This window comes from Streptococcus sp. 27098_8_70 (assembly GCF_041432215.1).
GTDB lineage: Bacteria > Bacillota > Bacilli > Lactobacillales > Streptococcaceae > Streptococcus > Streptococcus oralis_CP.
The window spans coordinates 838585-851344 of the sequence record NZ_JAPVZD010000001.1; the positions used below are offsets into that span (position 1 = coordinate 838585).

12 protein-coding genes are annotated in these 12760 nt (G+C 45.0%); 2 read left to right on the plus strand and 10 right to left on the minus strand.

Annotated elements, in window-relative coordinates; translation table 11 throughout:
• Window positions 1-121: 121 nt before the first annotated feature.
• Both sstT and O3655_RS04025 read left to right on the plus strand, forming a co-directional pair.
• Complete coding sequence (sstT, locus tag O3655_RS04020; protein ID WP_000821325.1) at window positions 122-1333, plus strand: serine/threonine transporter SstT; 1212 nt, start codon at window positions 122-124, stop codon at window positions 1331-1333.
• 49 nt (window positions 1334-1382) lie between these two features.
• The gene (locus tag O3655_RS04025; RefSeq protein WP_042902809.1) at window positions 1383-2336 is read left to right on the plus strand and encodes an aromatic acid exporter family protein; all 954 of its coding nucleotides are present in this window, start codon (window positions 1383-1385) and stop codon (window positions 2334-2336) included.
• Between the two features lie 102 nt (window positions 2337-2438).
• On the opposite strand, the gene O3655_RS04030 is transcribed toward O3655_RS04025, so the two are convergent.
• The 10 genes from O3655_RS04030 to asp1 form a co-directional block, all read right to left on the minus strand.
• Complete coding sequence (locus O3655_RS04030) at window positions 2439-2978, minus strand: T6SS immunity protein Tdi1 domain-containing protein (RefSeq protein WP_042902810.1); 540 nt, start codon at window positions 2976-2978, stop codon at window positions 2439-2441.
• 70 nt (window positions 2979-3048) lie between these two features.
• Window positions 3049-3534 (minus strand): immunity protein YezG family protein, encoded by a 486-nt coding sequence (locus tag O3655_RS04035; RefSeq protein WP_042902811.1) that lies wholly within the window; start codon window positions 3532-3534, stop codon window positions 3049-3051.
• A gap of 68 nt (window positions 3535-3602) precedes the next feature.
• Window positions 3603-3827 (minus strand): accessory secretory protein Asp5, encoded by a 225-nt coding sequence (locus O3655_RS04040; protein WP_308697274.1) that lies wholly within the window; start codon window positions 3825-3827, stop codon window positions 3603-3605.
• Between the two features lie 2 nt (window positions 3828-3829).
• Entirely contained in the window at window positions 3830-4009 is a 180-nt protein-coding gene (gene asp4 / locus O3655_RS04045) for an accessory secretory system protein Asp4 (RefSeq protein ID WP_033583412.1), read from the minus strand.
• Complete coding sequence (gene gtfB / locus O3655_RS04050; RefSeq protein WP_308697215.1) at window positions 4002-5348, minus strand: accessory Sec system glycosylation chaperone GtfB; 1347 nt, start codon at window positions 5346-5348, stop codon at window positions 4002-4004. Before gtfB ends, asp4 begins: the two co-directional genes overlap by 8 nt.
• Window positions 5332-6852, minus strand: a complete 1521-nt coding sequence (gene gtfA / locus O3655_RS04055; protein WP_308697214.1) for an accessory Sec system glycosyltransferase GtfA — start codon at window positions 6850-6852, stop codon at window positions 5332-5334. The genes gtfB and gtfA overlap by 17 nt, the downstream gene beginning before the upstream one ends.
• 12 nt (window positions 6853-6864) lie before the next feature.
• A complete protein-coding gene (gene secA2 / locus O3655_RS04060; RefSeq protein ID WP_308697213.1) occupies window positions 6865-9237 on the minus strand; it encodes an accessory Sec system translocase SecA2 in 2373 nt (790 codons plus the stop codon).
• The gene (gene asp3 / locus O3655_RS04065) at window positions 9230-9670 is read right to left on the minus strand and encodes an accessory Sec system protein Asp3 (protein WP_084860244.1); all 441 of its coding nucleotides are present in this window, start codon (window positions 9668-9670) and stop codon (window positions 9230-9232) included. Before asp3 ends, secA2 begins: the two co-directional genes overlap by 8 nt.
• Window positions 9667-11196, minus strand: coding sequence for an accessory Sec system protein Asp2 (asp2, locus tag O3655_RS04070; RefSeq protein ID WP_308697212.1), 1530 nt, complete (start codon window positions 11194-11196; stop codon window positions 9667-9669). Before asp2 ends, asp3 begins: the two co-directional genes overlap by 4 nt.
• Window positions 11180-12760, minus strand: coding sequence for an accessory Sec system protein Asp1 (gene asp1 / locus O3655_RS04075; RefSeq protein ID WP_216728876.1), 1581 nt, complete (start codon window positions 12758-12760; stop codon window positions 11180-11182). The genes asp2 and asp1 overlap by 17 nt, the downstream gene beginning before the upstream one ends.

Sequence of the window (12760 nt, forward strand, 5' to 3'; positions counted from 1 at the left end):
AAAATCGTCCTTCTCTTTTCTTTCATAATTATTCAATTATAGGCCATATTTTCAAAATATCACTTGCCTCTATAGCATATTTATACTATAATTATAAACAATACATTTGAAGGAGACTGCTATGAAACGAATCATTAGAGCCTGGACCAAGGCAAGCCTCATCAAACGAATCCTTATTGGAATGATCTTGGGAGCTACATTAGGAATGCTCTTTCCAAACCTTACAGGAATTGGCCTGCTTGGAGATCTCTTTGTAGGTGGACTGAAAGCCATCGCTCCTATTTTGGTTTTTGCCCTTGTTGCCAATGCCCTTTCCCAACACCAAAAGGGACAAAACACCAATATGAAGACGGTTATTTTCCTATACTTGCTCGGAACCTTTGCTGCTGCATTGGTAGCCGTTCTAGCTAGTTTCTTACTGCCTGTACAAATCACCCTGACCAACGCAAATACAGAAGTTGCTGCTCCTGACGGTATTGGTCAAGTCCTCAGCAATCTACTACTCAAACTGGTGGACAATCCCTTGAATGCCATTGTTGAAGCCAACTATATCGGGATTCTCTCTTGGGCAGTTATCTTTGGCTTGGCTATGAGAGAGGCAAGTAAACACAGTAAAGAATTACTGAAAACCATGGCGGATGTCACCTCTAAAATCGTAGAATGGATTATCAACCTAGCTCCTTTTGGAATTTTAGGCTTGGTGTTTAAGACCATCTCAGACAAGGGTATTGCCAGTCTGGCCAACTACGGTGTCCTCCTAGGACTCTTGATTGCTACTATGGCCTTTGTCGCTCTCATCATCAACCCGCTCATCGCTTTTCTCTTTATGAGGAAAAATCCCTATCCCCTTGTTTTGAAATGTCTACGTGTCAGTGGTATTACAGCCTTTTTCACTCGTAGCTCTGCTGCAAATATCCCTGTCAATATGAAACTCTGCCAAGATTTGGGACTGAATCCTGACACCTACTCTGTCTCCATCCCGCTTGGTTCAACCATCAACATGGCTGGCGCTGCTGTTACCATAAATGTCCTGACCTTGGCTGCCGTCAACACACTCGGAATTTCGGTAGACTTTGGGACAGCATTTGTGCTCAGTGTCGTGGCTGCCATTTCTGCCTGCGGGGCCTCTGGGATCGCTGGGGGATCCCTTCTCCTCATTCCTGTAGCTTGTAGCCTCTTTGGGATTTCCAACGACTTGGCTATGCAGGTTGTCGGAGTCGGTTTTGTGATCGGAGTCGTGCAAGACTCCTGCGAAACAGCCCTGAATTCTTCTACAGATGTCCTCTTTACAGCGGTTGCCGAGTATGCTACAAACCGAAAACTTCGTCCCTAGTCTCTAACTCCTCGTTAAACACTTGACTCTATTAGTTTAGGAAATTTTCATGTCCCTCACTCAACGTACGACCAAACTGGTCTTAGCGACCTGTCTCGCTTGTTTTTTCGCTTACTTTTTAGATTTATCGTCAGCAGTTTCAGCCGGAATTATCGCTCTCTTAAGCCTCTCCGACACACGCAGAAGCACGCTGAAATTAGCACGTAACCGCCTCTTTTCCATGCTCCTAGCGCTCGCTATCGGTGTTCTAGCCTTTCAGCTGACGGGCTTTCACATCTGGAGTCTGGGCCTCTACCTGGCTCTCTATGTCCCTCTTGCTTACAAAATGGGCTGGGAAATCGGCATCACCCCTAGCAGTGTCTTGGTCGGTCATCTCTTGGTACAGGAGTCTACTTCCCCTGATCTCTTGCTTAATGAAGTACTCCTCTTTCTCATCGGGACAAGCTTTGCTCTATTGGTCAACCTTTATATGCCCTCTCGTGAGAAAGCCATCCAAAGCTACCACCTTCAGGTCGAAGAAAAGTTAAAAGACATCTTGCTTCGCTTTAAATACTATCTGTCGAGGGGAGACGGACGCAATCAAGCTCAACTCGTTGACCAATTAGACAAGCTCCTCGATGAGGCTCTCAAACTGGTCTACCTGGATCACTCGGACCATCTCTTTCACCAGACGGACTACCACATCCATTACTTTGAGATGAGGCAGCGACAAAGTCGTATTCTACGAAACATGGCCCAGCAGATCAATACCTGTCATCTGGCCGCAAGTGAGAGTTTGATCTTGGCCCAGCTCTTTTCAAAGATTGCTGCCCAGCTAAGTCAGACCAATCCTGCTCATGACTTACTTGATGACATCGAACGCTATCTGCAAGTCTTCCGCAATCGGAGTCTCCCGAAAACACGTGAGGAGTTTGAAACCCGTGCCACCCTCCTGCAACTACTACGCGAAGCCGAAACCTTTATCCAGGTTAAGGTCGATTTTTATCAAAAATATGGAAACTAGAACGCAAAGAACCTCAGATGACTTCCTCTGAGGTTCTTGTGTTTTGCATTTGGAAGAGAATTTTATTCCCTCACACTGTTTTCAAAAAAGAAATAGCAACTCCTAGTCGTCCATTACACCACCTGTCAGCTGGTACATGAGGTAAATGTGCTCCAAGACTTTTACCTTATCCATGTGGTCTACATCTTTAAAGCCTCCTAATGCCAAAAGTGGAACGAAACCGAAACACTCATCGTAGGCTAATTGAGCATGTTTGGCAACAGCTTGCCTATATAAATTAAGTTCAAAGTTATCAGTCACATATGAATTATCTAAAAATCGAATGAATAAATCCAGACCCTTACAAATAATATCCATATCCTGAATATTATATTGGACAATTCCCACGTAGGCATTCTTTTCCCAAGTAATAATATCTCCAAATGCCGTCACAAACATTGGAAAAGCAATGTCACCTCTGAAATAGCTATTTTGGAGAAGCTCTAGATAATCATCTGGATTGATAACTTTTAGATAACCATCAAGAAAAGTTCCTAGACCATCTTCCTGCCAAATTTGAAGCAACTCAGCTGGAACTTGATTCTGGTATTTTTCAATCACTTCTTGGGGCATATCTGCCACTTTAACAAAGTTTTCTAACATTTTATCCTCCAATTCGCATTAACAGCAATGCTCAAAAAATCGCATTCTTCAAAATGTAATCAAGCTTACTCTACTTTTGATTATGCTCCTTCTGGAAGGCTTCCATAGCCTTGAACTGTTCTAGTTCTTTTTCGTTTCTTGGTTCAAAGCCAAGAAATTGATATCTGAAAAAATTCATACGAGCAGTTGGTCCAAAATTACTTTTCAACCATGGAGCATAGTCATAGTCGACTGAAAGCTTGTTGTTATCATCTAAATGGATGATACAAATATACCAATCTGACAAGTCATTTTCAATAAACACTCTTTTCAGATCTTCTGACTTTTTAAATAAAACCTTGTTTTCGCTTAGAATATCCATCATTGATAGACCAAAATCTTCTGATAATTCCAGATGGTAATGATAGTGATTTTTATACTTAAAATAGAAATAGGCTTCCCCGCTATAGGTCTTGTCCATCTCGATTACAATATACAAGTCATCCCACTCAACTGGGATCATATCGTTGGCTTGATGCACGATTTCGATAATTTTCTCATTAATCTGGTTTTCCATATGTTCCTACGGTTTAGATGTATTTTCCCCGTCTCTAGTATCCTCTATCTGTGAATGGTGCCGCGTTCTTACTGATAGGTCACCATCATAAAAATGAGGAGCAAGACAAACAAGGCTAGGCTAATCAAGAGGGTTACCATTTTTACCAAGCGCTTGTTCTGCCAGTAGCCTGGTTTTCCGATATTGCTGGTCGCATCCATGGAAAAGAGTTGGCTTTGACGAGGTTGGATGAGAACCAGAACAATCAAGGCGATGGCTAGGATTATTCCTACAATCATCAAAACTTCCATCATTTTCACCTCAAGATTCCTAATAATGTAAAGATCAGGGTAAGAAGGATGAGCATGCCGAGTAAAATGGAGAAAGTTTTACTGATCTTTTCTCCTCGGGTAGGCTTTTCTTTCTTAAGCGCTCCTTGCTTTAACTCTTCCATTCGTCCTTCGACATCCTTGTAAAATAAATCTTTTTTAGTCATGTCCTTCCCCTATTATCCTTTCCATCCTCTCTTGGTAAGTAGCCAAGTCCACATAGTTGGCATGACGACCTTGATGTCCAAGGGCTCGGCCCATCTTGTCAAGACTGCTGAGAGCTTCTTGAATCTTCGCAATCATGTCTCCAACAGCCTGCACATCAAAGAGGTGTTCTGGAGCTGTGTAAGATCTGTTATGAGCTGTTTGGTCAAAGGCTAGGATGAGCATGTTGTGCTCGAAGGCTTGACGGACAGCATCCAAAAGCTCGTTTCCGTAATTGATGTCTAGATAGAGATCCGACAGCTGGTAGAGTTCTCGAATCTTTTGCGGACTAGCGTTTTGATAGAGAACGACATTGGGATAGGAAAGCAAGGTCAGCAACTTAGACGACATTTCGGTCACTGCCGCGATTCGGAAGGTCACCATTGGCAAGGACTCAATCAGAGTTTCGATATGCTCGATCTGATCCGAGTTGGTAACGATCAGAGCATCTGCTCGAACGAAGTTTTCTCTTTTGAACTGATAATGATAACCTAGAAGGACAAACTTGTCATGATAGGCTGGATTGGTCAAGACCAAGGCCTTTTCATAGGTAGCCTTGTCTGGTATGAGGATCTGCTTGGCTCTCAGCTCCTCTTGCTCCAGTAGCAACTGCATATTACCAGGAAGACAATCATCTAGCGGTTCTTGCCAGACTAAGATATCCTGTCCAGTCTTGTCTGGATAATGGTATGAGACCAAAAAAGAAGTGGCGAGAGTGTTAAAGAGAAGGTGGCGAGTGTCGATTCCCAAGTCTTGCAAAAAGAAGATCGTGAACTCCACTCGATTTTTAAAATGGCGTAGACCTTGTCCGGGCAAGGTTAGGAGGATATCGCCTGTCACATGATTTTCTAGGACAATTTCCTGTCCCTTTGCATCCTGATACTTGGTCAGGATAGCCTGCCCATCTGCACTATAGGTGGTCTTGGCAAAGCAGGTTCCGTATCGGTTATAGTGGTCTGCTTGGTAGATGCGACCGGATAGGTCCTTCCAGTCGACTTGCTTGACCAGACGGGCCTGAGGAGCATCCACATAGTGAATCACGCCCCTCTCCCGAGAATCCTCTAGGATATGCGCCGACTGATTATTGCCCGCAATCTCCCAAAACTCAGGTACGGCTACTTGGTTGAAATAAAGAGCTTTTCCCGACTCGTAACCTAGATAGTAGGTAAAGGGAGAAAGAATCCCATCTGGGAGAAAGCCATCTGGCTCGATCACAACCGTGACATGGGACAGGCCAGCAGCTTCTAGACTTTCATGTAAATCTCGACTTTCCTGGCCATATCTATCAAATAGTTGAATCATGCAGAACCTCCTCTATCGTTTTCTTCCACTTGTCCCTTACCTTATCTGTTAAAAATTCTCTCGCTAGGTCATAAGATGCTGTTCGCATATCTGGCAAATGATTTTCCTGATAGAGCTGGCAGATCTTTTCCGCGAAGGCCCTTTTAATTTCCATTTCAACATGGTCGTCTGAACTTGGAATCAAGTAGCCATTTTGACCGTCCTGGATAAAGGTTTGGTTGCCATAAGGCACATCAAAGCCAATCAGGGGCAAGCCTGAACCAACTGCCTCCATCAAGGTCAGACCAAAGCCTTCACTGGTTGAGGCTGTCAGATAGACTTCGTACTGGGGATAGATCTGAGCTAGATCTGCATGCCCTTTGAGCTGGATATAGTTCTCCGCTTGGTGAGCCGTGATGATTTCCCTTAAAAGGGACTCCTCACCCCCACTGCCATAAATGTCAAGGGTAAGCTCTGGAAGGACTTGATGCGCTTGGATAACCGCCTTGACGAGCCAGTCGATGTGTTTTTCCTTGGCCAAACGCGAAGCGGTAATGAGAGAAAAGGGCTTTCGTTCCCTAGCAGGCTCCGTCAACTGATCAATGCTCCCAACTGGAATCGTGACGATTCGTGGACGATGCTGACTGTACTGGGCAAATTGACCTTCGAGAACTTCCTTCTGCCGATCCGTAGACACGATAAAGCAATCGACCTTGTCCGCATTTGTAAATTGATATTCATAGTAGTTATTCCAAAGGAGATAGTCTCCGTTGCTAGCATTTTCACTATAGTGCTCTGCGTGAACGACAACTGCTAGATGGGCCTTTTGTGCTTCTTCAAAAACAGCCTGACCAATCCCAGTTTCCCTGTCCAAGATGACCAAATCAGACTTGCTCAAGTTCAAACTTTGCATAAAATAGCGCATAAGGGCTGGCTTTCCGTACAGAATCCAGTCCTTAAATCGATAGACCTCTTCCTGTCCTTCAGTCATCAAGATATCGTAAGCAGTGCTGCCATCTTCATTGAAAAAGCTTCGTTGATAGAGCCTAGCCACTTGGTCTTTGGGCGCGAAATATTCTGTACAGTAGCGTGTGTAGGAGAAATAATCCTTGCGAATCAAGTTCCCCCCAAACACATACTCTGCATGCTGTACTAGATTCTTAGCCGAGTCTACCAAGTAGCAGGTCACAAATTTATCCTCATCTGAAAAGTAGACACGCAAGACTTTGCCATCTTGCTCCCTATGACTCTCAAGGCCACCGAAAGAGGCCAAGACTTCGTCAACTGTGACACTGGTCGGGGCTAGCTTGATGTCTGTAAAATGATTATAAAGCCAGATTACCTGATCATCCGCAAAGCCGATATTGGCCGTTAAATGCTGGATATTATCTGCCAAAATCAAGTCGGTAAAGATAAACTTAGATGCTAGGTCTAAACTTCTAAAAATCCCTGCTCGGTAGGCCTGGGCATACTCGACACCACTGCTCGCCCAACCGATTCCTAGATTTATATTGTAAATTGTCATATGATCCTCTTTTTATGGAAAATGGGTGAGAATCTCACCTTTGGGCGTTACTTCCACAATCCCCATGAGAAGATTGCGTACCATATCTGTATGGATTTGTTGCTTCATGGTTTCAAATCCAGCATAGGCCTCCTGATAATACTCTACGATAGGGTTCTTTTGAGAAGCAGACTGGCTCCCGATTGCTTGACTGAGCTGTTGGAGATAGTCGACTTGCTCAACCCAGTTGTCATCAATAGCCTTGAGCATGGATATTCTCAGAAAAGAATCATAGAGTTGGTGAGGTTGGAGGACTTCCTTTTTAGCTGCGATTTCCTTGGCTATTATTTCCTCTAGTAACTCCCGAATCTGATCTGCATCAGACAGGTTCAAATCATCTGGTAACTCTCTCATCCCAAAGCTAATATTGGTCACGATAAAGTGAAAGAGTTCTTGGGGGCTGCTATAGGCTTTTTCTGAGATTTGTTTGGTATAGTCTGCCAGTATATCCTCAAGAATATGCTCTAAATCACGGCTTCCGTCCAGCAAACGATCTCTTTCTTGGTAGACCATCTGACGCTGGATATTGACGCTTTCCGCATACTCTAAGGTTTGTCTGCGTACTGAGCGACTGGCACTATCACTAGCCTCTTGGGCTTTTCTGACGAGATTGCGGTACTTGCGAGCCTTGAGTAGGATAGGTTTGCTAATATCTTCCACTTGGTAGTCTTGATACAGGTCGTGAACCCAAGATGGCCCGAACTTTTTGATCACATCATCTTCAAGCGACACGAAAAATTGAGACATACCTGGATCACCCTGCCGGCCAGAACGACCTCTGATTTGCAGGTCAATTCGTCGGCTCTCCATTCGCTCGGTACCGATCACAATCAAACCGCCCAATTCTGCAACACCTGGACCGAGTTTGATATCTGTCCCGCGACCGGCCATAGAAGTCGCAACGGTCACTGCCCCCATCTGTCCAGACTCTGCGACGATCTGGGCTTCACGCGCCGCATGATTGGCATTAAGGACATTGTGGGAAATCCCCTCTCGCAAGAGCAAGGACGAATAAAGCTGGGACATTTCTACAGATCCGACAAAGATCAGGAGTGGATTGCCTTTGGCGTGGTAGGTCTTGATTGCTTCCAGAGAGGCATAGACTTTCTCAGGGAGGGTCACATAGAGATTGTCCGGATGGTCCATCCGCCTAAGTGGGCGATTGGTCGGAATGCGAATGACGGCCATATTGTAGGTTTCGAAAAATTCATTTTCTGCTACCTTTCCCGTTCCTGTCATACCTGAGATTTTGCGAAACATCTTAAAGAGACTCTGGTAGGTTATTGAAGCCATGGCTCTGGTTTCAGGAGAAAGCTTCACATGTTCCTTGGCTTCGATGGCTTGGTGGAGACCTCCTTGAAGTTTGGTCATTTCCATCAGGCGACCTGTTCCCTTGTCTAACAAGACCATTTCTTGCCCTCGAACCAGGTAGTCCTTGTCCTTGGTAAAGAGCGTATGAGCTCTGAGCGCATAGACTAGATGTCGAACATAACTGGTGTACTCTTCCTTATAGAGATAGTCGATTCCTAAGAAAGCTTCAACCGTCTGGGCCCCCTTTCGGGTCAACCAAACTTGGTCTTTTTCTTCCTTGTAGATGTAGTCCTCTCCCTCAACCAAGGTCGTCACTAGGGTATCAATCATCCCATAATAGTTAGACTGGACCCGGGGAGACCCTGCGATAATCAAGGGAGTTTGAGCACTATCGAGTAGAATATCATCGATCTCATCGATGATGACGTAGTTAAAGGGAGGCAGGAATTTTCCCTCACGAGTGGAGGCAAGGTTGTCATTGAGATAGTCAAATCCCAATACACTATTGGTCGTGTAGACGATATCTGAGGTGTAGATCTTTCTTTTCTCTTCGGCAGTCAAATCCTCTTTGAGATCCTCTGAAAAAGGCAGACCGACAGTTAGACCTAAAAATTGGTAGACTGGGCCCATTTCACTTGCGTCCCGTCTAGCCAGATAGTCATTGGTCGTGACCAGCATGCTGCCCTTTCCCGTTAGGGCATTGAGGTAGAGGGGCATGGTTGCAGTCAAGGTCTTGCCTTCACCCGTATTCATCTCAGCCACATTTCCTTGGTTGATCACAATGGCTCCCATGACCTGCACATCATAGGGAAAGAGACCCAAGACCCGTTTATCGGCCTCACGGACAAGGGCATAGGCTTCTACCAATAGCTCATCCACGGTTTCTCCCTGGGCAAGGCGCTGGCGAAACTCCTCTGTCTTTGCAGCCATTTCCTCATCACTGAGGGCAGCCATCTCTTCTTCGAGGGCGTTGATTTGGCTTAAAAGTTTCTTGACCTTTCTCAGTTGTCTTTCTTGATACAAACGATTAAACAACAGCATCCTCCTTAATAGAAAACGAAACAAAGTCAAGAGCCTCAAAACCTGCACTAATCAAGGAAAGGCGATAGGTGTAGGCCGTTTCAGGATAGGTGAAGCTAAAGGAAAATTGTCTTTCAATCTTCTCCTCGATAATTTCTTCATAACGGTTTAAAAAGGTCAGTTTGAGATAGAGGCCATTGGCCGGTTGAACCTGCATCTTCATAGATAGACGGTAGATGTAATTTTTCTTGAGAAGAGGGAGGCTAGGTTGACTTCTAGTAGCCTGGTAGTTGACACTAGAATACCAGGTTTTAAGGGTTTCACCTGAAGCCAGCAAAGGGTTTTTCAGTGTAACATGACCGTCCGCATGATAGGTGATCTGGCTCCCGTAAAGATAAGTGGCTCCCATCTCGCCCCACCTAATATCCTCTCTCTTGATGATAATCATGTCTCACCTCTTCCGTATTCTTCTAGTATCATCTTGTAAAAATGAATAAACCAGGCAACGTTTGTTCCTGTATCATCATTGTGTCGACCTGCTGTCCCTTTGGACAAAATCTTAGCTCCTGTCTGGCAAAGAGTCTCCACTAGCTGGTCATAGGCACCACTATCCATATCCTCGTCCTTCATGTAAGAAAGACCAAAGGTCGTCTGGGAAAAATCAGCTTGTTCAAATCGGGTCCAAAAACGTTGATCCAAGTCCTTCATGTCTTTCTGACTCACTCCTCCAGTCTGAAGGTGCAAGACATCAAAGCTAGTTGGAAAGACTCCTGGCGCCTCTAGTCGGCCCCGCTGTGCGATGGTTCCTAGATTGGTCAAGGGTTTTCCGACTACAATCCCCTTGGGTTCAAAGTAGGCTCCGTAGTAGAGGGCTGGGAAGGTTCCCATTGACAGCCCAGATAGGATCAAGTCACTTCTATCCAAGCCTAGGTAGTCTAGATAGTGTTGGATGGTTGCTTGAATTTTATCTTCTAATTCCTCAGTTCCTAGGTAAAAGGCTCCTCCTTCTAATCGAGGGTCCGAAAAGAGGAGAAAGGGGCATCTGAGATTCTTCATCATCCAGTAACCCTCAAAACCTTCCGCCGGACGGTAACCTGAGAAATAGACTGCTAGAGGAGGCTTGAAATCTCCTGGGTGAAAGAAATAGTTGATTTCCTCACGTTTTTTGTCATGTAGGATATTGCCTCCGAGAACAAATTTTCCAAACTGTTTCCGGCTCCAGCGTTGGTGGAGATTGCCGATGTTGACCTTTCCCTGACCACGCGCTTCAAGAGAAATACTCAGATAAGCGTCATAGTCTTGCTCCACGATGATTGCTGAGGCAAAGTCTGCTTCCTCAAGGAGAATGTCCTGTCTAATCTCTGAAACGGACCCTGCTGGGATTTTTCGCAAACGCAGGCGCAAGTCCACTGGTCCACTCTTTTCATATTCGAGCCAGAGTTCGATTGGCGAATGGGCTTGGACAGTCTGATTATAGGCCCAAGAGGCTAGCTGGGTATAGGTTTTCCCAAAATCACCTTCTAATTCCAGATGCTCAAATCCTTGATAGGAGACAGAGCCTTGGAAACTCGGGTGAATCCGTATCGTAGCTGGACTCAGCTTGTCTCCATAACCACCTTCAAAGAGGGAGGTGGAGAGGTCTCGAACAAAACCCTGTCGGTCTGACAGGTCCATCGCCTGCATACAGTGCTGTTTGATGAGATTTTGAAGATCTTCATCCTGACTTGCAAACTGTTCTGGATAGAAAACCGTATAGGGTTCTAAGCTAGATGTAAAAGGCAACAAATCTACTAAATAAGCCCCATCCGTGAGAATGACAGCATGAAATTGCTCCAAGTCTTTCTCATCCATGATTTTCTGGATAGCAGACGGTGTGTTGGGAGGAACATGATGCCAGTCTAGTTGAGCTGGTAGGGCAAGCGTATCTTGCCAATCCTCTGGACCGATTTGCAAGATCTTATACTTCTTTTCCATGAGTCACCTCCTCCAACCACTTTTCTAGCTTGATCAGGAATTGCTCTCCAGTGTGTTCCTTTATCTTTTCGATGGAATGGATCAAAGCATCATTCCACACCTGCAGGCTATCGAGATAGTAATGGGCCGCTTGAGCAAAATCGGCAGTGTTTTCCAACAGATAGCCATTTTTTTTATGACTAACATACTCTGTTTTGACCTTGTTGATCTGAGGGATACCAGCACTAATCCCCGCTATCTGAGTATAGAGAAGAGGCTGACAGTTCAAATCGACAATCAAACGAACAAATTCCAACTGCTTGATTAACTCCGACTCATCCTTCATATTGACAAACGAATAGCGCATGGCCTGATGGCGATTGTCCTCAAGCGGATTTTCGGCTCCTTGGTAATCAACTTCCTTCTCCAGTTCCTGGTCTTGAAACTGATCTGCAATTATCTCAGAAACACGTGTTTCCAGCTGCTTCATTTCTTCTTGACTAGCAGCAAAGGCTCCAAAGATCAGCTCCGTATCCTTGTTTTCAGAAAGGAAATGCAAGACCTGATAGAGAGCCTGGTCCTCTATCCCCTGCTCAAAGTCCAGTTGATAGTAGAGGAGCGACTCCTTCCGAGTCTGGCTCTTTCCTAGCTCCAAGCGCGTATCAAAAGGTGATAAATGACGAAATTTCGTTGCTTGATTTGAAAAGACAGACTGAACCAAGCGCAGGGTGTCCTCTCTGTCGACCAGAACAAGATCCACCTTATCCAGCAGACCTGCCAACTGAGGTAATTGCTCTTGAGGATTTCGTCCGATAAAAAGACTGAGAACCTTAGTGGTTTGGTGAGGCAATCGTTCTAAAAGGAAGTCATTGTGCTGGTCACAAGCAGGCAGAAAATAGGTCGCTCCTTCCTCGGGGAGTTGAGCTATTTTCTTCTCAAAAAACTCCGCAATCAATTCTCCCATATCTCGGTAAGCCTCTTTTTGGAATCGAAAAGCAAAGATAGGATTGACTTCGATACGCCCCCCATCTTGCAAGTGCTCTCTAAACTGCCACAGTCCCTTGGGATTGAGATAGTCTTGGTAGAGAGCCTGACCCTCTTCGTAGTAAATCACACTGGAAACCAGCCCCCGATCATCCATCAGGTAATTAGCAGACAAGAGCCCATCTTCCTTGAAATACTGAATCGTACTGATAAAACCTTCAATCCCATGCTCCACCTGAGCATAGGGCTTTCCATTTCTCAAAACTAAAATGGTAAAGGGACTGTAAACAAACTCGCAGTCCTCTTCCCACTCAATATCTCTGAGCTGCAAGACCTGCGGTCGAATCTCATGAAAATCCTGCAATTCATCAAATAAGGAATAAACTTGTGCTTCTAAAATACCTTGGCGATGGAGAAAATAGCGAAGATGAGGCTGATAGGACAAAAGGAGGACCTGTGCAGGGACCCCTTGGTGTTGCATCAAGCGAATCTGATTGAAGGTGTCATCAAATTCTAGCTTAAAATGAGAAAAATACCAAGGTGTCAAATCAGCATGCCAGGGACGCTCCTTGCCATACCAAGCCGGGATAAAGTAATACAT